This is a genomic window from Rhodococcus sp. MS16 (genome assembly GCF_013277795.1).
In the GTDB taxonomy this organism is placed as follows: domain Bacteria; phylum Actinomycetota; class Actinomycetes; order Mycobacteriales; family Mycobacteriaceae; genus Rhodococcus_F; species Rhodococcus_F globerula.
Map to the genome: position 1 here is coordinate 571,019 of NZ_VBTM01000004.1, position 26,911 is coordinate 597,929.

The window sequence follows — 26,911 nt, forward strand, 5'->3', positions numbered from 1 at the left end:
CGGACGTGGCTACGCATTCGGCGGCTGCGGAGACCCAACAGGGTGGCACTATTGTGAAACGCTTCGATGTCAGGCAACAGCCCACTCGAGTTTCGGACGTAGAGCTGTTTCCTCTCTCCGCCGCGCAGCGTGCGACCTGGTTTGCGCAGCAACTCGAGCCGAAGGTGCCGATTTCGATAGCGCACTACGTCGAGTTGCGTGGAGTTCTCGATGTCGACCTGCTGCGCAGGGAAACCCGGACGGTCGCACGGGAGTTTCAGTCGCCCTTGCTCAAAGTGCTCGAGGTCGACGGCCAGCCGATGCAGTACGTGGACAACTCGATGGAGATCCCGGTCGAGCTCATCGATTTCCGTGACTACGACGATCCGATGGTCGCTGCACACGAGTGGATGCAGCGGGATTATCAGACCACTCTTGATCTCGGAATTGATCGACTGGTCGAGACCTCGGTGCTCTGCGTGGGTGAGCTGCACTATTTGTGGTACAGCCGAATTCATCATGTCGCACTCGACGGATTTGGTGCGATGACGCTGATGAATCGTATTGCGCACCGATATTCGGCAGCAGTCTCCGGAGGCGAACCGGATCCGAATCGCGCTGCGCCACTACGCAAGCTGTACGACATCGACAGTCGCTACCGGTCGTCGGATCGGTTTGCCGCCGATCGCGAGTACTGGGCGGAGAGGAACTCAGGCGGTACCGGTTCAGCCCTGGCGGCCGGGCACGAACCGGCAGTCGCTGCGAGCAAACTCCAGAGCGCTGTGCTGTCAGGGGAATCGTCTGCCGAACTCCTGGAATCCGAAGGTCAGGCGGCTACGATCATCGGAGCGCTGGCCTGTTATTTGGCACGTCTCACTGCGAAAAGCACTGTCCTGGTGCAAGTTCCGATGTCAGGCCGGACGACGGCGGTACTGCGCGAGTCCGGCGGCATGATGGTCAATGTTGCGCCGCTGTCCATCTCGGTCGACGAAGGGGGTACCGTCGCCGAACTCGTGTCCCGGGTTCAGCGTGAGTTGATGGGCGCACTACGCCATCAGCGCTGCAGTCTCGAAGACATTCGCCGCGACATCGGTGTCAGTACAAATGGTGTCAGTACAAATGGTGTCAGTACAAATGGTGTGAGCAGTGACGACGCATTGGCCGGGCCGATGGTCAACGTCATGATGTTCCGACAAGAAGTTCAGCTCGGCGCGATGGTGGGTGAATACCACATCGTCACCTCGGGACCGGTGGAAGATCTCCTGGTCAACGTGTATCCGAGCGCGGATCAACTGTTCGTCGACTTCCGGGCGAATCCGAACAGGTACGCGGATTCGGTGTTGCGTATGCATCACGGTCAGTTCGTCGAACTGCTGGAAGAACTGATCGCGGCGGCTCCGGATGTGCTGCTTGCGACCATTCACGACCGCTCCTTCCGCACCGGTGTCAAACTGCGGCTTGAAGCCGAGCAACTCGAGTACTGGAAGAACCAGCTCGCGGGGATGCCCGAACTGCTGAGTCTCCCGTCCGACCGAATTCGACCCGCGGCGCAGTCGTTGAACGGCGATCGGGTTGACGTTCGGATCAGCGCTGACACACATCAGCACCTGATCGCGCTGGCTCAGGAACACAACACCACAATGTTCGAGGTGCTGCACGCTGGGTTCGCGCTCTTGACGAGCCGCCTGTCCGGTGCGCTCGATGTAGCGGTCGGGACGCCGGTGTCGGCAGGATCGAACATCGTCGTGTTGCGCAACGAAGTGGCACCGGATAAGTCCTTCTCGCGACTGTTGGGCCAGTTTGTCGAGGTCGACGCGGAAGCGTTCGAGCGCGCCGATATACCGTTTGATCGGTTGGTGGGGGAGCTGGAGGTCAAGCAATCCCCTGCGTATTCGCCTGTTGTTCAAGTGTTGTTCGAGAGCGGCCTCGAGAGCGGCCTCGAGACCGGCCTCAAGACCGGCACTGCCGCGGAGGAGACTGGCAACGGTATCGGCCGATTCGACCTACGGGTATCTGCGGAAGAAACGTTCAGCGACGACGCCGCACCGTCCGGCATCAATGTGACGCTGGGGTTTGCCACCGATCTGTTCGATGCCGACACTGTGGCTCGTCTCGGAATTCGATACCGAACAATTCTGGAGGCGGTCACCGCCGACCCTGAGACGGTGGTCGGTGACATAGGCATTCTCTCCGAGGACGAACGGGGAGCGCTCCTTCCGGTCCACACCGCGCCGGGACGTTCGCAGCGCACCCTGCCGGAGTTGTTCGATGCGGCTGCGCGGGCGCATCCCGACGGTATCGCGCTGTCGTATCAGGGCGCCTCGGTAACCTATCGAGAACTCGACGAACGTTCGAACCAGTTGGCGCGCGTGTTGGCTGCCCGCGGCATCGGATCGGAAGATCGTGTGGCGCTGGGTATGACACGCTCGGTGGAGTCGGTCCTGGCCATGCTCGCCGTGGCAAAGTCCGGTGCGGCATTTGTTCCCGTGGATCCGACGTATCCGACTGAACGAATTCAACACATGCTGATGGACTCCGGCGCTGTCGTGGGGTTGACCGTTTCCGCTGAGCAATCGTCATTGCCGAATGCGATTCCGTGGATGATTCTCGATGACAACACCTTTCGTGATCATTGCGCGGCGATGCCGATTTCGGCAGTCACCGACGCCGAGCGAGCGCGACCACTTCGCCGCGAGAATCCCGCGTACGTGGTCTACACCTCGGGTTCCACGGGGCGACCGAAAGGCGTGTCGGTCACCCACACTGGACTGGACGGCTTTGCTGCTGAGCAACTTTCACGGTTCGGTGCTACACCGAACTCTCGAACGCTGCATTTCTCGACCCCGAGCTTCGACGCGTCGATCTTCGAGTATCTTCAGGCGTTCGGAGCCGCAGCCACCATGGTGATCGCTCCGCGCACGATCTACGGCGGCGAGGAGTTGGCCCGCTTCCTGAAAACCGAACGGGTCACCCACGGATTCATCACCACCGCCGCACTCGGATCAACACCCGCCGACGGCCTTCCCGACTTTCAGGAGGTTGTGTTCGGCGGTGAGGCCTGCCCGCCGGAACTTGTGCAGCGGTGGGCCCCTCGTCGCAGGTTGTGCAATGCCTACGGGCCGACCGAGACCACCGTCATGGCAAATATCAGTACGCCGATGTCGCCGGCAGGACCGATCACTCTGGGTGGCCCGCTTCGCGGGTGTGTCGAAGTTGTCCTCGATTCGAGGTTGAATCCCGTCCCGGACGGTGTTGCCGGTGAGCTCTACATTTCCGGTGAGGCCCTCGCTCGCGGGTATCACGGAAAACCGGCTTTGACCACAGAACGGTTTGTGGCCAGCCCCTTTGGCCATGCTGGTGACAGGATGTACCGGACTGGAGATGTGGTGCGCCGCCGCGGCGGCACGCTCGAATACGTCGGGCGCAGCGACTTTCAGGTGAAGGTCCGCGGGTTCCGCATCGAACTGGGTGAAATCGACACTCTCCTGCTTGCTCATCCGCGGGTGCGGACTGCTGTAACCGTGGCACGAACCGCGCCGTCAGGCGACACGGTGCTCGTCTCGTATGTTGTGCCCGCCGACGGGCAGGTGCTGTCGCCCGCCGACCTGACGGAATACGTGGGGGAACATCTGCCCACGTATATGGTGCCGGCGGCGGTCGTGTTGCGCGACGAGTTGCCGATGACGCCGGTGGGGAAGCTTGATCGTGCGGCGTTGCCAGCGCCACAATTTCTGCGCGGCGCCGGCGAATTCCGTGCTCCGCTCGACCCGCTGGAGCAGGTTGTTGCACAGATCTTCTCCGATGTCCTCGGGGTTGAACGGATCGGCCTGGGCGACAGCTTCTTTGATCTCGGCGGAAACTCCCTTGTGGCAACAAGGCTGATCGCTCGGGTCAACGCGGCAGAGGGGGTCGACCTTGGTGTACGGAGTCTGTTCGAGGCTCCCACCGTTGACGCGTTGGCGGTGGAAATTCGCGGTGCGCGGACCGCCGCTCGCTCCGGCCGTCCGAATCTGAACGCGCAACCGCGTCCCAGCAGAGTCCCTGTTTCGCTTGCGCAACAACGTATGTGGTTCGTCAATCAGTTCGACGTATCGTCGGCCGCGTACAACATTCCGATGGTGGTGCGGCTGGCAGGAACGTTGGATGTAGATGCGCTCCGGGCCGCAATGACAGACGTGATCAACCGCCACGAGTCGCTCCGCACCGTGTATCCGGCGTCAGTGGACGGTCCACTTCAAGTAATTGTTCCGCCGGCGCAGGTGATCCCGGAGTTGATTCCGCTTGTCGACGTCACGCGCTCCACGTTGGATGCGCGGATTTCCGAACTTGCCGGTCGGGGTTTCGACGTGAGTGCCGATGTGCCCGTTCGCAGTGCGTTGTTTCGGATCAGTCCCGATGAGCATGTCTTGGTTCTTGTGGTACACCACATTTCGGCGGACGGTGCGTCACTGGCGCCGCTCGCCCGCGACCTCACGGCGGCATACGCGGCGCGCGCGGCGAGGCAGGATCCGAATTGGCTGCCGTTACCGGTGCAGTATGCGGACTACAGCCTGTGGCAACAGGGCGTTCTCGGCCTCGACGAAGATCCGGGCAGCGTCATGTCCGCACAATTGGGGTACTGGAAGTCGACGCTGTCCGGCGTCCCCGCCGCTATCGACTTACCGCTGGATCGGCCGCGGCCGGCGCAGCGATCGCTGCGCGGTGAGACCGTCGAGTTCTCGGTTCCCGCGGAATTGCACAGTGAAGTCCTCGAACTTGCGCGCCGGCACAACGCCACAGTGTTCATGGTGATGCATGCTGTGCTTGCGGTGATGTCGGCGCGGCTGAGCGCATCGGCAGACATAGCAATCGGGACACCGACAGGAGGTCGTGGTGAGGAGGCACTCGACGACCTGGTCGGGATGTTCGTCAACACACTGGTGCTGCGGACGGCCGTACATTCTGCCGCGACCTTCGAACAAGTACTGGCCGGCGTCCGTGAGGTGGATTTGGCGGCGTTCGGCCACACGGAGGTGCCCTTCGAGAGTGTCGTCGAAGCATTGGCGCCGGAACGCTCGACATCGCAATCACCGCTCTTCCAGATCTTGCTGGAGTTCCAGAACACGGTCGCGCCCCACCTGGAACTCCCGGGCCTCACAGTGGACGTCGTACCGGTCGATTCCGGCGTCGCCAAATTCGATCTGCAGTTGACGCTTGCGGAACGCCGTGACGACATGGGGTCGGCAGCAGGCTTTGCGGCGTCGTTCACGTACGCGTCGGACATCTTCGATCGGGACACGGTCGCAGGCTTCGGGGAGCAGTTCGTTCGAATTCTGAGCGCTGTAGTAGCGGATTCGAACACCCCTGTCGGTGATGTAGACGTGGTCGATTCGCGTGAGCGCGACGTGGTTGTGGGGGTGTGGAACGAGACGGATCGACCGATTCCGTCGGTGACGTTGGCTGATCTGTTCGATGGGCAGGTTTTGCGGACACCGAATGCGCCAGCTGTTGTGTTCGACGGAACGGTGCTGTCGTATCGGGAGTTCGGTGAGCGGGTGAATCGGCTGGCCCGATTCCTGATTTCGGTGGGTGTTGGTCCGGAATCGCGAGTGGGTGTCGCTATTTCTCGTTCGGTGGAGTTGTTGGTATCGGTGTATGCCGTGCTCGAAGCAGGTGGGGCGTATGTCGCGATCGATCCGGGCCAGCCACCGGACCGGGTGGGGTTTGTGGTGGGCGCCGCGGATCCCGTGGTGGTGCTGACAACTTCGGGTGAAGGTTCGGTATTGCCCGCCGGTGTGTTCGTCGTCGAGTTGGATCATGTTGATGTGAGTGAGTTTTCGAGTTCACCGGTGACAGATTGTGACCGGCTGACTCCACTGCGGCCGGAACATGCGGCGTATGTCATGTTCACGTCGGGATCGACGGGTCGGCCGAAAGGTGTTGTGGTTCCGCACGCGGGAGTAGTCAACCGCCTGCTGTGGATGCAGGATCGCTACCCTTTGGACGCCAGTGACGTGGTGCTACAGAAAACGCCGGCGACGTTCGACGTCTCGGTGTGGGAGTTGCTGTGGCCGTTGCAGGTTGGTGCGCGGTTGGTCATCGCAGAACCGGGTGGGCATCGTGATCCGGCATATCTTGCGGGCGTGATTGTCGACCAGTCGGTGACAGTGGTGCATTTTGTGCCATCGATGTTGGAGGTGTTTGTTGCCGAGGCGTCGGCGGCGCGGTGTTCAGGTATCCGGCGAGTGTTTGTATCGGGTGAGGCGCTGCCGCCGGGGACTGCGCGGCGGATGCGTGAGTTGATTCCCGGTGCCGGGCTACACAACTTGTACGGTCCGACGGAGGCGTCGGTGGATGTGACGTCCCACGAGGTCAGCGATGTCGACACGACAGTGGTGCCCATCGGTGCGCCGGTGTGGAACACCACGGTGTACGTGCTGGACGGGCGCTTGCATCCGGTGCCGGTGGGGGTTGTGGGCGAGTTGTATCTCGGTGGTGTGCAGTTGGCTCGGGGGTATTTGGGGCGGGCTGATTTGACGGCGGATCGGTTTGTGGCGGATCCGTTCGGGGCGAACGGTGAGCGGTTGTATCGGACTGGGGATCTGGTGCGGTGGGTGTGGAGTGGTATTGCGGGGTCGAGCGGAGTGAGGGGGAATGCTGCTGCTTTGGGTGAGTTGGAGTACGTCGGGCGTAGTGATTTCCAGGTGAAGTTGCGTGGTCAGCGGGTAGAACTCGGAGAGGTCGAGGCAACGCTGGCCCGGTGCGACGGGGTAGCGCAGGCGGTAGTGGTACTGCGGTCGGGGGTCGCGGGCGATTATCTCGCCGGGTTTGTGGTTCCCCAGCCAGGGGCGACAGTTGACGAGCGAGTGATCTTGGAGCGGGCCGCCGCCGAGCTTCCGGGGTTCATGGTGCCGTCAGTGCTGGTGGTGATGGACGAGTTGCCGGTGACGGCAAATGGAAAGCTGGATCGGAAAGCGCTGCCGGAAACAGATTTCGAAGCCGGTGCTGCCGGATATCTTGCACCGCGCAATCCGATCGAGGACATTGTCGCCACTGTATTTGCGGATCTACTCGGAGTCGCGAAAGTAGGTACGCACGACAATTTCTTCGACCTCGGAGGGAACTCGCTGATCGCCACGAGGTTGGTCGCAAGGATCAATGCCGTGGTCGGGGACAGGATAGGAGTGCGGGACGTATTCGACGCTCCGACCGTCGCGGATTTGGCGGCATTGGCGCAGTCGAATGACGGTGTGGAATCCAGACCGCCGCTGAAGCCGCGGGGTGGTACTGCGGAAGTCCCACTGTCGCTGGCGCAACAGCGGATGTGGTTTGTCAATCAGTTCGACACGTCGTCGTCGGCGTACAACGTCGCGTTTGCGTTGAGGTTGGACGGCGCGCTCGATATCAGTGCGCTGCAGGCAGCTTTTGGGGACGTCGTCGAACGACATGAGGCAGTGCGCACAATCTTTCCGCTCACCGATGACGGCCCACACCAAGTGGTCGTGCCTACCGCGAGTGCAGTGCCTGACCTTGATCCCATCGCAGTGTCCGGTGACGCAGAGCTTCGCGAGAAGTGCGTGCAGGTGCTGGCCGAAGGCTTCGACGTGACAGAGCAGGTCCCGCTGCGTGCCGCTCTGTTCCGGCTCGAAGGAAAGGCGGCTTCTCATGTCCTGGCAGTTGTGGTGCACCACATTGCTGCCGACGGTTTCTCGATGGCGCCGCTGGCCCGAGATGTCATGGGCGCGTATTCGTCACGTGTGCTGGGTTCGGCACCGGACTGGGCACCACTCGAGGTTCAGTACGCCGACTACACGTTGTGGCAACGCGAGTGGCTGGGTTCGGAATCCGATGAGCAGTCGCTGATGTCGACGCAGCTGGCGTATTGGAGCAACACGCTCTCTGACCTGCCCGAGGTGTTGGAGATTCCCACCGCCCGTCCGCGTCCCGCTGTTCGTTCGCTTCGCGGCGGACACGTCCCGTTTTCGATAGATCCCGAGGTTCATGCGGGCGTGGTGGCGCTGTCGCGGGAATACAACGTCACGGTGTTCATGGTTGTGCACGCGGTGTTGGCGGCAATGTTGGCGCGGTTGACTGATGCCGACGATATCGCCGTCGGCACACCGATCGCGGGTCGTGGTGAGAGGGAGCTCGACGACGTCGTGGGCATGTTCGTCAACACGCTTGTCCTGCGCACCACGATCGACACGGGCGCGACATTCGCCGAATTGCTCCACACCGTCCGGGAAGCTGATCTGGGTGCATTCACGCATGCGGAAGTTCCCTTCGAACGTGTTGTGGAAGTGGTGAATCCCTCACGGTCGACCGCGCATTCTCCGCTCTTCCAGGTCATGCTGGAGTTCCAGGACATCGAGCGTCCGACCTTGGAACTTCCCGATCTGCAGGTCAACAGTGTCGATGTCGAGATCGACACCACCAATTTCGATCTGCAATTGACAGTGTCGGAACGCGTGGACGCCGACGGTAACCCAGCCGGCATGGATGCAAAGTTCGGTTATGCCACAGACCTTTTCGACAGTGATTCTGCCTTGACGTTTGCGCGGCGGCTGCAGCGAATCCTCGTCAGTGTCACCGCTGATCCATCTGCAAGGGTCGGAGATATCGATATCCTCGACGTTGGTGAACGTGACGACCTGACCCCGGTTCGAGGTAAGGAGGGAGTGGACCCGCACACGCTGCCGGATCTGTTGGCAGCCGCAACCGCTCACGATCCGAATGCTGTTGCGCTGATCTATGACACGCGTGAGGTCAAGTACCACGAACTCGACAATCGCTCGAATCAATTGGCCCGCATGCTGATCGAGTACGGTATCGGGCCCGAGAACGTAGTTGCACTATGCGTGCCGCGATCCGTCGAGTCCATCCTGGCGCTGTGGGCTGTGGCCAAGACGGGTGCCGCGTTCCTTCCCATCGATCCACATCATCCCTCTGCGCGGATCGAATACATGCTGACCGACTCCAGCGCAGTGTGGGGCGTGACCGGGGCGGCGCACCACGCCACCCTTCCCGCTGTCGTGCCCTGGTTGGTACTGGATGAACCGGGCTTCGACGAACGACTGTCGTCCTACCCGTCGTCGGGGATCAACGATGAGGAGCGGACATCGACGATTCGGATCGATAATCCGGCGTACTTGATCTATACCTCCGGGTCGACCGGCACACCCAAGGGCGTCGTTACGACACACCGCGGTCTGCACAGCTTTGCCGTTCAGGAGCGCGAAACATTCGGAACCACAACGCAGTCGCGGACACTGCACTTTGCGTCGCCCAGCTTTGACGCATCGATCCTCGAATTGTTGTTGGCGACCGGTGCCGGCGCCACGATGGTGATTGCGCCGCCGTCCGTGTACGGCGGAACCGCTTTGGCGGAACTGCTCGAATCCGAGCGGGTCACGCATTGTTTTGTCACTCCGGTGGCACTGGCGTCGGTTGAACCGGCAGGTCTGTCTTCGCTCGAATGCGTGGTGACGGGTGGGGAGTCTTGCCCGCCCGAACTGGTGGCACGATGGGCGCCGGGTCGGCGGATGTTCAACGCCTACGGACCGACCGAGACGACAGTAGTATCGAGTATCAGTGCGCCCCTTGCGCCCTCGGACCCGGTCACCATCGGTGCCCCCACGCGCGGTTTCACTGAAGTTGTGCTCGATACGCGGCTTCAGCCGGTACCGGTGGGTGTTGCCGGCGAGTTGTATCTTGCCGGTCCGGCTCTAGCACGTGGCTATCACGGGCGGTTCCGCCTGAGCGCCGAACGTTTTGTGGCCGACCCCTTCGGCCCGGGCGGAACGCGCATGTACCGCACCGGCGATCGGGTGCGGTGGTCGTCAGATGGGCAATTGGAGTACCTCGGGCGCACTGATTCACAAGTGAAGATTCGTGGTTTCCGCATCGAACTCGGCGAAGTCGAATCGGCGCTCACTGCGCACGAGGACGTGGCTCAGGCCGTTACCGACGTATGGAACGGTGACGGCAGCGGCGACCGGTTGATCGGTTACGTGGTGCCCGAACCTGGCGCGATAATCGACTCGAAAGAAGTTCTCGACGTCGCCGCTGGGCGACTGGCGTCGTACATGGTCCCGGCGACGCTGGTGATACTCGGATCTCTTCCCCTCACGGTTCACGGGAAACTTGACCGCGCGGCGCTGCCGGAGCCTGACTTCTCGGCCGCGGCGACACCGGATCGACCACCGCGAACCGAGACCGAGGCGTTGCTTGCCGGACTGTTCAGCGAGGTACTCGGACTGGAATCGGTGGGCGTCCACGATTCTTTCTTCGCGCTCGGCGGGGACAGCATCATGTCCATCCAATTGGTAGCCCGCGCAAAGGCTGCCGGTGTGATCCTGAGTCCCCGAGATGTTTTTGATCACAGAACCGTTGCAGCGCTTGCTGAATCGGCGCGATTCGACGGTGACGACGCGGATGCCCTCGACGAGTTGCCCGGTGGCGGTGTCGGTTTCCTGCCCGTTACCCCGGTCGCGTCGTGGATGCTCGAACGCAGCGGCGGCCAACTCGACCGATTCTCTCAAGCCTTGCTGCTGGCAGCGCCAGCCGGCCTCACGCAGAACGTTCTTGCTCTCGCAGTCCAGGAAGTGCTTGACCACCACGACATACTTCGGGCGCGTCTGATCGTGGACAACAGTGCACACCGGGACATGGCAAGACCTGGCATGGAGGTGCTGCCGCCAGGTTCGATCACGGCGGACGCAGTGATCAGTCGGGTGCTCGTCGACACGGTTGACGGGGATGATTTTGCCGCCTTGGCCGCCGCGGAACTCGAGGCCGCTGCAGACCTTTTGGATCCGGCCACCGGCGGCCTGCTGCGCATTGTCTGGTTCGACGCCCCGAATGCCAACGGCCGACTCCTTGTGGTGATTCATCACCTCGCGGTAGACGGCGTCTCGTGGCGCATCCTCGTGGCGGATCTTGCGTCGGCAGTGGGACAAGTCCAGGCCGGTGAAACGCCTTCTCTCGCGCCCGTGGGTACGTCGATGCGACGCTGGTCTCATGGCCTGCGCGAACGCGACCGCAGCAGTGAAATCGACCTGTGGACGAGCATCCTGGACGGCCCCGATCCGTTGATCGGGTCGCGTCCACTCGATCCCACTATCGACGTCGACGCGAGTGTTGGCACCGTCACCGTCGACGTGCCGCCCGCCGTTACACGTAGTCTGCTCACCACATTGCCGACGGCTGTTCACGGCAGCGTTGGCGACGGGTTGCTTGCCGCCGCGGCGCTGGCTCTCGTCAGTTGGCGGCGTCAACAGGGCACTGTTGCGGCAGACGCGCTGATCACACTCGAGGGACACGGCCGCGAGGAAAATGCAGTCCCCGGCGCGGAGCTTTCCCGCACCGTCGGATGGTTCACCACCGTGTATCCGGTGCGGCTGGATCTCGCCGGGATCGATGTCGACGATGCGCTGGCCGGTGGTCGTGCCGCCGGGCAGTCGGTCAAAGCCGTCAAGGAGCAGTTGCGTGCGATCCCGGATCACGGCATCGGCTACGGAATGCTGCGATACCTCGGCGTCGAGGGAGCGTCGCTCAGCCAATATGGTTCTCCTCAAGTCAGTTTCAACTATCTGGGACGAGTGAGCACCTCCGACGGAACGCAAGACTGGCTACCGGTCGCGGGCAGCAGAGAGCTCGGTGGGACGCAGAACCACACCATGCCGGTCGCGTCCGTGATCGACATCAACGCTGCCGTCGAGGACGGTCCGGACGGTCCGCATCTGACCGCGACGTTCACCTACCCGGCCGGTGTCCTCGATGAGGACGAAGTCGCGGCGTTTGCCGAACTGTGGCGTCGCGGCCTCGAAGGCCTTGCTACTTACACGTCACTGCCGGGAGCGGGTGGGCTCACCCCGTCCGATGTTCCACTCGTGTCGGTGAGCCAGCAGCAGATCGAATCTTGGGAGGAGCGATTCCCCACAGTGCGCGACGTGTGGTCGCTCTCGCCGCTGCAGGAGGGGTTGCTCTTTCACGCCGCGGTGGCCGCAGAAACCGTGGACGTGTATACCGCACAGCTGTGCATCGAGTTGGAAGGTTCCGTCGATGCGGGGCGCCTGCGTTCCGCTGCAGCAGGTTTGGTGGCCCGTCACCCGAATCTGCGTACCGCGTTCGTCTACGGAAGCGACGGTGCTGCCGCTCAAGTGGTTGTCGACGACGTGGAGATTCCGTGGCAGGAGGTGGATCTGACCCGATACGGATCGGCCGCCGACGAGGAATTGCGACGCTACCTCGACGCGGATCGCAGTGCCCGGTTCAATCTCGACTCACCTCCGTTGCTGCGTCTGACTCTGCTGCGAACTGCACCCGATCGATCAGTGCTTGCGGTGACAAACCATCACATCATCCTCGACGGTTGGTCGATGCCCTTGCTGGTGCGCGAGCTTCTGACGCGGTACGCCGCCTACGGAACCCCGGTGGATCTGCCGGAGTCTGCTTCGTACCGCAATTATCTGACCTGGTTGGCACATCGGGATTCCGAAGCGTCAGCACAGGCGTGGGAACGTGCGCTGCGCGGTGTCACCGAGCCGACGTTGCTGGCGCCTTCCGCGCCTGGCGGGCACCGGGCTGTGCCGGCCGAGGTCGACATCGACCTGCCCGCTGCGGTGCTCGATGCCCTGACTGCCACGGCCCAGCGCAGCGGGGTCACGATGAACACAGTGATTCAGGCTGCGTGGGGTGTTCTACTGTCCCGCTTACTCTCTCGTGACGACATCGTATTCGGCGCCACTGTCTCGGGGCGATCACCGGAACTGCCCGGTGTGGAGAACATGCTGGGGTTGTTCATCAACACGTTGCCCGTGCGAATGCAGGTAGATCCTGACGAGACCTGCGCACAGTTGCTGGTTCGGATGCAGGAGGAGCAGGCCGCTCTTCTCGATCATCACGAGGTGGGGCTCGGTGAGATTCAGGCCCGCGTCGGTGTGGGCAACCTGTTCGACACGCTGTCGGTATTCGAGTCGTACCCGGTCGACACGTCAGGGCTGGATGATGACGTGGACATCGCCGGTATGCGGGTGACGGGGTTGGATGCTCGCGACGCGACGCACTACCCGCTGACCCTGCTCTCGATCCTCGAACCCCGGTTGCGTCTGAGCCTGCGCTATCAACCATCGATCTTCGACGCCGCGACAGTCCACCTGTACGCCGATCGGTTGACGAGGATTCTCGAAACGATTGCTCTCGACGACTCAACACCGGTCGCTGAAGTCGACATCTTTGCCGACGGTGAACGGGAGTTGGTGCTGGATGAGTGGAATGCGACGGAGCATCGCGTGCCCGCTGCGACCTTGGTGGATCTATTCGACGCACAGGTGGCACGCACTCCGGACGCTGGTGCGGTGGTGATAGATGGCTCAGTGTTGACGTACGCGGAGTTCGATGCGCGCGTGAACCGACTAGCGCGGCTGCTGATCGGTTCAGGCGTGGGTCCGGAGTCGCGGGTGGGTGTTGCGGTGTCTCGGTCGCTGGAGATGCTGGTGGCAATCTACGCCGTGGGGAAGGCCGGCGGGGCGTACGTTCCGATCGACCCCGATCAACCTGCGGAGCGCGTCGCATATGTGGTGGGAGCGGTTGATCCGGTGCTGGTGCTCTCCACCGCTGCCGAGCGGGCTGTGCTGCCCGGGGGCATGACGGTCGTGGAGCTGGATCATGTTGACGTATCGGAGTATTCGCCGGGTACGGTACGCGAGTGCGAGCGGATTTCGCCGCTGCGACCGGAGCATCCGGCGTATGTGATGTTCACATCGGGATCGACGGGCCGGCCGAAGGGGGTGGTGGTTCCACACGAGGGTGTGGTGAATCGGTTGCTGTGGATGCAGGATCGGTATCCGCTCGCCGGTGACGACGTAGTACTGCAGAAAACGCCGATGACGTTCGACGTCTCGGTGTGGGAGTTGTTCTGGCCGTTGCAGGTTGGCGCTCGACTGGTGATCGCGGAACCTGGTGGGCATCGTGATCCGGTGTATCTGGACCGGGTGATCCGCGACGAGTCGGTGACGACGGTGCATTTTGTGCCGTCGATGTTGGAGGCGTTTCTCGCCGGCGCAGATGTCGGCGATTGTGACACTCTGCGGCGGGTGTTTACCAGTGGTGAGGCGCTGGCAGCATCGACGTCGGCGCGTCTGCTGAGGTGCAGTGATGCGGAACTGCACAACTTGTACGGTCCGACGGAGGCGTCGGTGGATGTGACGTCCCACGAGGTCAGCGAACTCGACACGACAGTAGTGCCCATCGGTGCGCCGGTGTGGAACACCACGGTGTATGTGCTGGACGGGCGCTTGCGTCCGGTTCCGGTGGGTGTTGTGGGTGAGTTGTATCTCGGTGGTGTGCAGTTGGCTCAGGGGTATCAGGGGCGGGCTGATTTGACGGCGGATCGGTTTGTGGCGGATCCGTTCGGGGCACCGGGTGAGCGGTTGTATCGGACCGGGGATCTGGTGCGGTGGGTGCGGAGTGGTATTGCGGGGTCGAGCGGAGTGAGGGGGAATGTTGCTGCTTTGGGTGAGTTGGAGTACGTCGGGCGCAGTGATTTTCAGGTGAAGTTGCGGGGTCAGCGCATCGAATTGGGGGAGATCGAGGCAGTATTGGCGCGCCAGGAGGGGGTTGCGCAGGCGGTGGTGGTTCTCCGAAGCGGCGAAGCCGGCGATTTCCTGGCTGCCTATGTTGTTGCCGCGCAGGGTATAACGCTGGTCGAACGAGAAGTGCTCGACGCGGCAGCACAGGATCTACCTGCGTACATGGTGCCGTCGGTGGTGACGGTGCTTGCGGCGCTACCGGTGACCGGGAACGGCAAGCTGGACCGAAAAGCCCTGCCGGAACCGGAATTTGCCGCAGTGGTGTATAGAGCTCCGAGCACACTGGCACAGGAAGTGGTTGCGCAGGCATTTGCCGACGTGATCGGCGTTGATCGCGTCGGCGCCGACGACAGTTTCTTTGCACTCGGCGGCGATTCGCTCAGTGCTACCCGAGCAGTGGGACGGATCAACAGTGCGTTGAACACCGAATTGGGCGTGGCCGGGTTGTTCGACACACCAGTGGTTTCCGCGCTTGCTGCCAGGCTCGAGTCGACTGCCCGAACCGAACTCACCCAACCCGCACTGGCGGCGCGGGCGAGGCCCGATCGAATCCCGTTGTCTCTCGCTCAGGCCCGGATGTGGTTCGTCAACCAGTTCGACACGTCCTCGTCGGCTTACAACATCCCGGTTGTCCTGCAGTTGGACGGCGCACTGGATGTGGAGGCTCTGCGTGCGGCGCTGGGCGATGTGCTGGACCGGCATGAGTCCTTGCGTACAGTGTTCCCGGGTTCTGCGGACGGACCGCGTCAGCTGATACTCGAATCCTCGGATGTCGCGCCGGACCTTCGTCCGATTCCCGCACTCGATCAGGAACTTCACGATGTGATCGAGGGCTTCATCGGCACGGGATTCGACGTCACCACGGATCTTCCGATCCGAGTGCAGTTGCTGCGACTGGCTCCCGAGCGGCACGTTCTTGCCATTGTCGCTCACCACATCTCGGCTGACGGATTCTCGATGACACCGCTTGCCCGGGATGTCATGCTCGCGTACACCGCTCGCGCGCAAGACCAGAGGCCCCAGTGGGCGCCGTTGTCCGTGCAGTACGCCGACTACAGCCTATGGCAGCGGGAGGTTCTGGGCACGGAGCAACAATCGGAGTCGGTGGTCGCCGATCAGCTCGAATACTGGACCGCAGCGTTGGCAGGCATCCCCGAGGTCATGCCGTTGCCCTTGGATCGCCCGAGGCCGATTCAGCGGTCCACCGAAGGTTCCGTGATCCCGTTCGACATTCCTCTCAGCGTGCATCGTGAACTGGTCGAGATTGCGCATCAGAGTAATTCGACGTTGTTCATGGTGATGCACGCAGCGCTGGCAGCGCTGTTGGCACGGTTGTCTGGCTCGGGTGACGTTGCGGTGGGGACGCCGGTCGCAGGCCGGGGTGAAGCATTGCTCGACGACGTGGTGGGGATGTTCGTCAATACGCTGGTGCTTCGAACCCCGGTATCGCCGGGATCTTCCTTTGCAGACGTGCTGAGTGTGGTGCGATCAGTGGATCTCGGGGCGTTCGGGCATGCGGATATCCCCTTCGAGAGGCTGGTGGACGAGCTTGCACCAGAACGGTCTACGTCGCATACGCCTCTGTTTCAGGTGGTCATCGAATTCCAGAACGCCAGCCACCTGCGACTCGAACTACCTGAGTTGACTGTCCGCGAACTCGACGTCGATCTGGACGTGGCAAAATTCGACTTGCAACTCAGTCTCATCGAGCGGGTCGACGGGCACGGGTCGCCGGCCGGGATCAGCGCCGGGTTCCGCTATGCAAGTGACGTTTTCGATCAGGCATCGATTCAACGTATGGCAGAGCGATTTGAGCGTGTGATCGCAACCGTGGCCGAGGACCCCTCGGTTGCGGTAGGTGATATCGACATACTGCTGCCGACAGAACGCGAGCGTGTGCTCCTGGACCCGAACCGCCGGGGCGTTGGTGTCGGACCGATGTCACTGGTGGATCTGTTCGATCGGTCGGTGGCGTCGGCGGGTGATGCGGTTGCGGTGAGCTGCGACGGCAATGCGGTGACGTACCGCGAACTCGACGGGCGGGCGAACCGACTCGCGAGGCTGTTGGTGGCGCGGGGAGTGGGCGCGGAAACTCTGGTAGCCGTGGCTATGACGCGATCTGTCGATCTTGTTGTGGCACTGCTGGCTGTAGTGAAGGCGGGTGCGGGCTACCTCCCGGTGGATGTGGCTTCTCCGGCGCAGCGACTGGAATTCCTGTTGAGTGATGCCGCGCCGGCCTGCGCTCTCACCACAATCGAAGACTGCGGCGCATTGGAGTCTTCGATTGTCCCCATGATCGTGGTGGACAGCGACGATACTGTGACTGCGCTGCAACAGTTTTCGCCCCTTCCGGTCACGGATGCCGACCGCCTGCGTCCGTTGCATCCCGATTCGGTGGCGTATGTGATCTATACGTCGGGCTCTACCGGACGGCCGAAGGGCGTGCAGGTAGCGCACCGCAACGTGGTCACATTGCTGGCAAACACCGAGGCGCTGTACAAATTCGGCGAAAATGATGTGTGGACGATGTTCCATTCCGCTGCGTTCGATTTCTCGGTCTGGGAAATGTGGGGTGCCCTTGCCCACGGTGGCCGCCTGGTATTGGTCGACTACTTCACTGCCCGCTCACCGGAGGCGTTCCTCGAACTCCTGCAGCGCGAACGCGTCACCGTGCTCAATCAGACCCCGACGGCCTTCTACCAACTGGCGCAGGCAGACCGCCTGGCCGGCGAACCCGACTTGTGGTTGCGGTACGTGATCTTCGGCGGGGAAGCCCTCGATTTCGCGCAGTTGGAACGCTGGTATTCGCGACGCGGCGACACCGCCCCGACTTTGGTCAACATGTACGGCATCACGGAAACGACGGTGCATGTCAGCTACCTACCTCTGGATCACGACCTTGTGCGCGACGTATCCGCATCGGTGATCGGCCCGGCATTGCCCGGCCTCCGCGTTTACGTGCTCGATGATCGGCTGCATCCGGTGCCACCGGGCGTGGCCGGCGAGATGTACGTCTCGGGCACGCAGATCACCCGTGGATATCTCGGTCGGTTCGGACTCACGTCGGCACGATTTGTGCCGGACCCCTTCACACCTGGGGCGCGTATGTACCGATCTGGCGACCTGGCGCGATGGAATGCGCATGGCCAGTTGGAGTATCTCGGCCGCAACGATCAACAGGTGCAGGTGAAGGGTTACCGGATCGAACTCGGCGAGGTCGAGTCGGCTTTGCTCGCCGGCGCTGGGGTGGCGCAGGCTGCGGCGGTGGCACGCGGTGACCGGTTGGTGGGCTACGTTGTGCCCGAAACCGGCGCGGTGATCGACCCGGTTGCGCTGCTCGATCAGGCCGCGGAGGGTTTGGCATCTCACATGGTGCCGTCGGTTGTCGTGGTCCTGGATCAACTGCCCCTGACGGGGAATGGGAAGCTTGACCGAAAAGCTCTACCGGAACCAGACTTCGGGCAACAGGTGCGGGTGAGTCGAGCTCCGGGTTCCGAGAACGAACGCATTCTCGTCGACTTGTTTGCCGAGGTTCTGGGACTAGGCACAGTAGGCGTCGACGATTCGTTCTTCACTTTGGGCGGCGACAGCATCATGTCGATCCAGTTGGTGACCCGTGCCAAGGCAGCCGGAGTTCTGATCACGCCGCGAGACGTGTTCGAGCGTAAAACCGTTGCGGCGCTGGCCCAGACTGCGCGTACGAGTGGCGACGAAGTTGTTCTGGACGAACTGCCAGGCGGCGGTGTCGGAGAGATCGCGTTGACCCCGATCACTGCGTGGATGTTCGAGCGTGGCGGCGATTTCCGTCGTTACTCGCAGTCTGCACTCTTCACGGTTCCGGGGAACATGGATGAAGACACTTTGACGACGGCCGTGCAGGTAGTCCTGGACCGGCACGACGTTTTGCGGTCGCGGCTACACCACACCGCGCACGGCTATTCACTAGAGGTGATGGGCCAAGGTTCGGTGAAGGCATCCGCGGTGGTGCGGCGGGTACTGACAGCCACTGATAACAGCACCACGGATACAGCGAGGGAACTTGATGCGGCAGTGGGGCGGTTGGACCCGGAGTCGGGTGTCATGGTGCAGATTGTGTGGCTCGACGCCGGTCCGGATCGAGAGGGCCGCTTGTTGTTTGCCGTCCATCATCTGGTGATGGACGGCGTGTCCTGGCGGATATTGATCCCCGACCTTGCCCTGGCGTGTGCTCATCTTCAGGCCGGTGTCGAGCCGGCCCCAGCGCCGGTGGGAACGTCGATGCGCCGGTGGTCGCATGCACTGGTCGACGCCGCCCACGATCCGCACCGCGCTGGTGAACTCGACTTCTGGCGACAGACACTCACCGGTCCCGATCCAGCGCTGGGTACACGGGCACTGACACCGCGGGACACCGGAGCCAGCGTCGCGGATATCGAGGTGCGAGTTCCCATCGCGTTGACCGAGAACCTGCTCGTGGCGGTGCCGCAGGCATTTCACGGCAGTGTTGCCGACGGATTGTTGACTGCGCTGAGCCTGGCATTGATCCGGTGGCGTCGTGACCGCGGTATCGCACATGCGGACGCATTGCTCAATCTCGAAGGTCACGGCCGCGAAGAGCACGTCGTACCCGGTGCAGATCTTGCCCGCACTATCGGATGGTTCACGACGATCTTCCCGGTTCGTCTCGATCTGAACGGCGTGGATCTAGACGACGCGTATGCCGGCGGTCCGTCCATGGGCAATGCGATCAAGACGGTGAAGGAACAGCTTCGCGCAATTCCCGAGCGCGGCATCGGTTTTGGGTTGCTCCGATATCTGAACAGTGAAACGGCCAGTCAGCTTTCTCCGCTACCCGATCCGCAGATCAGCTTCAACTACCACGGACGGCTAGGCAGTGCCGGCATGGACAGTTCAGCGGGCTGGGCGCCGATTGACGATGGTGCACTACGCGACGCGACAACGGCAGACCTGCCGCTGGCTGTTGTTGTCGATATCAATGCGATGGCTATCGAGACCGACGACGGTACGGTGCTGAGCTCTACCTGGACGTATCCTCCCGGCGTGCTCACCAGCGAAGACGCACAACAACTTACCCAGCTGTGGTTGGAAGCGCTTGCTGCGCTCGGTGCGTACGCGGCATCGAGTGGTGGGTTCACCCCGTCCGACTTCGATCTTGTCGACCTTCGACAGGATGCGGTCGAAGACCTCGAAAGGCGTTGCGCGGACCTGGCTGACGTCTGGCCACTCTCGCCGTTGCAATCGGGGCTCCTCTTCCACGCCGAACTGGCAGACGAGTCCGGCCAGGATCTCGAGTCAGCCCACAACCACGAATCTGTCGACGCCTACCTGGTGCAAGTGGCGCTAGACCTTGTAGGCGACGTGGATTCCGAGCGGTTGCACCGTGCCGCCGCCACGCTGCTCGACAGGCATGCCAACCTTCGCACCGCTTTTCTGCACGACGTTGACGGACAGGCCGTGCAGGTCGTTGGGCGCCAGGTACCACCGTTGTGGCGAGAGGTTGAACTCACGGCCGGGGGTGAGCAGAATCTCGAACAGGTTCTGGCGCAGGACAGGTCGACGCCCTTCGACATGACACAACCGCCGCTGATCCGGTTCACACTGATCAAGATCACAGCGAGTACGTACACGCTGGTGATCACCAACCATCACATCCTGCTCGACGGCTGGTCGATGCCGTTGCTGGTCAGAGAACTGTTGACGTTGTATGCCGTCGACAGTGACGCGTCGGCACTGCCACGCACCCGCGGATACCGCGATTACCTCGAGTGGATGAGTCGCCGCGATCACGGTGACTCGCGAGACGCCTGGGCCCGGGCTCTCTCCGGGGTGGACGGCCCAACCCTCCTCGCTCCCGTGGATCGGGCGCGTCGGCTGTCCACCATGACAGCGGAGTGGGAGTTCGATGTCGGCGAAAAGGGGACTACGCGTCTGCGCGATGTTGCGCGTTCGCGCGGACTGACGATCAACACGTTGGTGCAGGTGTCGTGGGGGATCGTTCTTGCCACGATGACCGGTCGTGACGACGTGCTGTTCGGTGCCACAGTGTCAGGCCGGCCGCCCGAATTGGGTGGCATCGAAACGATGATCGGACTGTTCATCAACACACTTCCCGTTCGGATCAGTCTGCGCACCGACGAGACGCTGGGTGAATTGCTCGATCGGGTTCAGGTTGAGCAGGCAGCGTTGTTGGATCATCACTACCTCGGACTCGCGGAGATCCAGGACGTCGGTGGTCCGGAGATCGGATTCGATACGTTGACCGTGTTCGAGTCGTATCCGGTTGACCGCGAAGGATTGTCGACCGACACCGATATCGCCGGAATGAGAGTCACCGGTGTAGAGGCCAAGGACGCCGCTCACTATCCGCTGAGTCTGGTCGCGTCGGTCGACACCAAGTTGCACCTCAAATTCGAGTACCTTCCCGACGTTTTCGGTCCGAATGCAGTCGAATCCATGGCGCGGCGCCTGCATCAAGTGCTCGACGCGTGTGTTCGCCCAGACCTACCTCTGGCCGCCGTATCGTTGTTGACCGACAGCGAGCGCAGCGAACTGGTGCCGGTCAGTGGCTCCAGTGGCGGTTCGATTCGCACTTTGCCGGAGATCTTCGACGACGCCGCCACGCGTGATCCGGACGCGCTCGCCGTCGTGTCGGAGGACGGCGACATGAGCTTCGAGGAGTTGGACCGACGCTCGAATCGAGTTGCCCGATTGCTGATCTCGCGTGGCGTTGGCCCGGAGAACTCTGTGGCGGTGGGGATTTCGCGCTCTCTCGATTCGGTGCTGTCGATAGTGGCGGTGGCAAAAACCGGCGCCGCGTTTGTGCCGATCGATCCGAACTATCCGGACGAGCGCATCTCCCACATGCTCGCAGATTCGGGAGTGAGCCTGGGTGTCACCACTGCCGATCATCACGATCGTCTCCCGGGAACCGCGCGCTGGCTGGTTCTCGACCACCCCGATTTCGTGGGCGAATGCGAGGAACACTCCGGGGCGCCGGTGACAGATGCCGACCGAATCCGTCCGATCAGGATGGATAGCGCCGCGTACGTCGTGTACACCTCAGGGTCCACCGGCTTGCCCAAAGGTGTCGTGGTCACGCACCGGGGTCTCGACAACTTCGCCCGTGATCAGATCGACAGGTTCTCGGCGGGCCCCCGATCTCGAACCTTGCACTTCTCGACGCCGAGTTTCGACGGGTCGCTGTTCGAATATCTGCAGGCGTTCGGCGCGGGCGCGACGATGGTCATTGCGCCACCAGACGTCTACGGCGGTGAGGAACTCGCCCGTCTGTTGGCCGAGCAGGACGTGAGCCACGCTTTTATCACCACCGCGGCGCTGGCATCCCTCGATCCGGCTGGACTCGAACATCTTTCGGACCTCGTGGTCGGCGGTGAGGCGTGCCCGCCCGATCTGGTCGCTCGCTGGGCGCCGGGTCGACGCTTGCACAACGCGTACGGGCCGACCGAGACCACGATCATGTCCAACATCAGCGCACCGATGGTGCCTGGCGACCCGATCACCATCGGTGGGCCTATCCGTGGCGTCAGCGAACTCGTACTCGACGCTCGGCTGCAACCGGTGCCAGTGGGCGTTCCAGGCGAGCTCTACCTGGCCGGGGCCGGATTGGCGCGTGGATATCACCGGCGACCAGGGCTGAGCGCCGAACGTTTTGTTGCCAATCCCGCCGATCCGGGAGCGCGCATGTACCGCACCGGGGACATCGTGCGCTGGACTCCGGAGAAGCGCATCGAATACGTGGGTCGCAGTGACTTCCAGGTCAAGGTTCGTGGTTTCCGCATCGAACCCGGCGAGATCGACGGTGCGCTCATGGCGCAGCCTCAGGTCGGATTTTCGGCCACGATCGCGCACCGTGGCTCAGCCGGCGACACCCTGCTCGCCTCGTACGTCGTACCGACCGCTGGAGGTGCGCTCGACGGCGAGGTTCTCACGCGGGCGTTGTCCGCGAGCTTGCCCTCGCACATGGTTCCCTCCTCGATCACAGTGCTGGAGCGCATTCCGCTGACAGCAGTGGGCAAGCTCGACCGTTCAGCCTTGCCCATCCCCGACGCCCTGTCACGGACCAGGCCCTTCCGAGAGCCGACGGGGTTTGTTGCGCAATCAGTTGCGGAAGTGTTTGCCGATGTACTCGGCCTCGAACGGGTAGGTGGTGACGACGATTTCTTCGAACTCGGTGGCAATTCGCTCAGTGCAACTCGGGTCACAGCCAGGCTCCGGACTGTGCTCGGTGTTGACAGCGGAGTGCGGGATCTCTTCGAAGCGTCGACCGTCGACGGCCTGGCTTCGCGCATCGAGCAACTGCGTACAACTGAGCCACTGGGTACCGCAGAATCCGGGCGTGCGCCCCTTGCTGGCCGCACCCGGCCGGGAGACATTCCACTCTCGTTCGCTCAACAGCGAATGTGGTTTGTCAATCAGCTCGATACCAGTTCTCCCGCATACAACATTCCGATCGTGGTCCGGTTGAGTGGCAAACTCGATGTGGCCGCGCTTGATTCGGCGGTGTCCGATCTGGTTGCCCGGCACGAGTCGCTGCGAACGATGTTTCCCATCCGCGGCGCTGCACCCGTCCAGCAGATACTCCCGACCGAGAATGCGGTGGAGACTCTGCTGCCTCACCGCGTTGCGGACGAGCACGAACTGCATGACGAGCTTGCCCGTCTGGTATCGGCGGGATTCGATGTCACCGCGCGTATTCCGTTGCGAGTCGCCCTGTTTGAGCTCACCGACACCGAACACGTTCTGGCCGTTGTGGTACATCATATTTCGGCCGACGGTTTCTCGATGTCCCCGCTTGTTCGGGACGTGATGACGGCGTATCAGGCGCGCACCAGCGGCGCCGCGCCGGACTGGGCGCCGTTGCCGGTGCAGTACGCAGATTACGCGTTGTGGCAACGAGAGGTACTCGGTGATGATGATGACCCGGAGTCGATAATCGGAGAGCAGCTTGCCTATTGGCGCGATGCGCTGGCCGGTACCCCGGATCTTCTCGAACTGCCGCTCGATCGTGACCGGCCGGCGCAGCAGACCTTCCATGGCGCTCGTGTGCACTTCACTGTTGGACGCGACCTTCATCGCCGCATCCGGGAGCTGTCGCGCCGGCATCAGTCCACCGAGTTCATGACTGTGCACGCTGCGCTCGCGATCCTGTTGGCGCGTCTCGGCAGCACTGACGACGTGGTGATCGGGACGCCCATCGCCGGCCGGGGAGATCGCGCTCTCGACGACCTGATCGGCATGTTTGTCGGCACGCTGGCTCTGCGAACGAAAGTCGAACCTGCGCACTCGTTCCGCGCGCTGGCCGCGCATTGCCGTGAAGTTGATCTCGGTGCCTTTGCCCATGCAGATGTCCCCTTCGAGCGAGTGGTCGACACGATCGGTCCGAGCAGGTCGACGGCGTATGCACCGATTGCCTCGGTGTCGCTCGAATTCCAGAACAACGATCGGCCGGTGCTGACACTGCCGGAGTTGGAAGTCGGAGGACTCGACCCCGAGCTCGACGTAGTCAAGGTTGACCTCGAATTCCTGCTGGCGGAGGAATTCGACGACGATGGTGCGCCGACGGGGATGAGCGGTGCCGTCGACTTCGCCACAGACCTTTTCGACACGGAGACCGTTGCCGGGTTTGCCGACATGTTCGTGCGCATTCTGGAATCCGTCACCGAGAACCCGGACCTGCCGATCGGCGATATCCCGCTGCTGGGCGAGATGGATCGTCGCATGATGGTGCCGGCGCTCGGAGAGCCGGCAGTGCAACCTGAGTTGTGGCCCGAGTTGCTCACGACCGCCGCGGCGTTCGACCCGGATTCGGTGGCGTTGACCTACGAAGGTCGCCACGTCAGTTATCGCGAACTCGACGAATGGTCCAACAGAGTGGCCAGGGTCTTGCGAGCGCGTGGAGTTGGTCCGGAAACCTTTGTGGCATTGGGGATGCCGCGGTCGATCGAATCCGTCGTGTCGATCTGGTCGGTGACAAAGGCAGGAGCGGCGTTTGTGCCTGTCGATCCCGCATACCCGCGCGAGCGTATCGACTACATGCTCGCCGATTGCCGTGCTTCGGTCGGGCTCACAGTAGCGGGCAGTCGAGGTCGACTACCCGATACGGTTCCCTGGCTGGTGCTCGACGACGCGGATTTTGCGGAGCGTATGGCCGCGGAGTCGGCGGACGAGGTCACCGATCGGGATCGGACGTGCCCGCTGCATCTCGAACATCCGGCCTATCTCATCTACACCTCGGGTTCGACCGGAAAGCCGAAGGGTGTCAACGTCACTCATCGCGGGTTGGCGAACCTTACCGCTGAAACGCGGGAACGATTCGACGTCACTCATGATTCGCGGGTATCGCAATTGGCTTCTCCGAGCTTCGACGCGTCGGTGTTCGAGTTGATGATGGCCTTCAGTGCGTCGGCGCGTGTGGTGATCGTTCCGCCCGCAGTGTTCGGCGGCAGTGAATTGGCCGACCTGCTTCGCGACGAGGAGGTCACCCATGCCACCATCACGCCCACCGCGCTGGCGGCATTGGGTGACAACGGCTTCGAGTCGCTGCACGTCCTCGATTTGGTGGGGGAGGCCTGCCCGCCAGATGTAGTTGCGCAATGGGCGCCCGGTCGTAGCCTGCACAACGGGTACGGACCGACGGAAACTACAGTTCAGGCCAGCGTCAGCGCACCGATGCGGCCAGGAGAAGGGGTGAACATCGGGGCCCCTGCGCTAGGTTTCGGCTTCCTTGTCCTCGACGAGCGACTGCAGCCCGTCCCGCTGGGTGTTCACGGCGAGTTGTACATCATCGGACCCGGCATGGCGCGCGGTTACCACAATCGAACCGTCCTCACCTCGGAACGGTTTGTCGCGTGCCCGTACGGTGAGCCGGGGCGCCGGATGTACCGAACCGGAGACGTGGTCCGGTGGCGCGAGTCGGCGAACACCGGGGCGGGAAATGGAGTTGGCCACACGCTCGAGTACATCGGACGTAGCGACTTCCAGGTCAAGGTTCGAGGGTTCCGTATCGAACTCGGCGAAATCGATGCCGTTCTCGTGCGTCATCCGTCGGTGGACTTTGCCGCCACCATCGGTCATACCGCTCCATCGGGTGACACCGTTCTCGCGTCGTACGTGCGAGCAGTGGACGGGCACCAGGTGGAGCCCGCAGACCTACGCGCCTTCACCGCGGAGCGGTTGCCGTCGCACATGGTGCCGTCTGCGGTGGTGGTACTCGATCGCATCCCGATGACGCCGGTGGGTAAGCTCGATCGAAAAGCCTTGCCTGCACCGGAATTCGGGTCGATTGGTGCCGAGTATCACGCACCGACCACTAAAACCGAACACGCCGTCGTGGACGCTTTTGTCGAGGTTCTCGGAGTAGATCGGGTGGGTACCGCCGACAGTTTCTTCGACTTGGGCGGCAATTCGCTCATCGCGACCAGAATAGTTACCGCCCTGCATGCCCGATTGGATCGCAGGATTCCGCTTCAATGGATGTTCCTCGACCCCACGCCGGCGGGGATCGCCAGGCGCCTCGATATCCCGACAGCGAGCAGCGACCTGGAAGAGGCTCTTGCCGTGGTGATTCCGCTACGCGCCGAGGGGAGCGGTAGGCCGTTGTTCTGCGTGCATCCCGGAATCGGATTGTCTTGGGGTTACGCGGGTTTGGTGCAGTACCTACCGCCAGATCGGCCCGTGTACGGGTTGCAGTTGCCGACGATCAGCGACGACGGCGACTACCGGTCGATCGAACAACTCGCGAACCGCTATGTAGAGGAGATCGAGGCCATCGCGCCCAACGGTCCGTACGATTTGCTCGGCTGGTCGCTCGGCGGGGTCATCGCACACGCCATGGCTGTCGAACTTCAATTGTCGGGTCGTGAGGTCGCCACATTGGCTGTCATGGACAGTTATCCCGACAACGGTGAGGTGGCACCGCAGGGCGGACTCGATGTTCGAGATCTGTTGCGCGGACTCGGATTGGAGATCGAATCGGGAGGTGAGATGACTTTCGAACACGCCGCTGCACTGTTGGACGAGTCGCTCGGGACCGAGACCGGGATACGCGGAAAAGACCTCGAACGGATTGCCGCGGGATACGAGAACTCGCAGCGGATCGGTCATCAATTCGTCCCGCAAGTGTACGACGGGAACCTGCTCATCTTCCCGGCCACAGGTGATGGGGACAGCGATACTCGGGAGCGGTCACCGCAGGAATGGAAGCCGCTCGTGACCGGGAGGATCGACGAGGTACCTGTCGACTGTTCCCATAACGAGATGATCGAACCGCAGGCCATGACCATCATCGGGCCGGCACTGGCACGCGCGCTTTCCGCTGATTCCTGAACCCGTGTGCATACGGT

1 protein-coding gene is annotated in these 26,911 nt (G+C 62.5%); it reads left to right on the forward strand.

Annotated elements, in window-relative coordinates:
* Positions 1-53: 53 nt before the first annotated feature.
* Positions 54-26,894, forward strand: a complete 26,841-nt coding sequence (locus FEZ60_RS12205) for a non-ribosomal peptide synthase/polyketide synthase (protein WP_172936161.1) — start codon at positions 54-56, stop codon at positions 26,892-26,894.
* Positions 26,895-26,911: the final 17 nt, after the last annotated feature.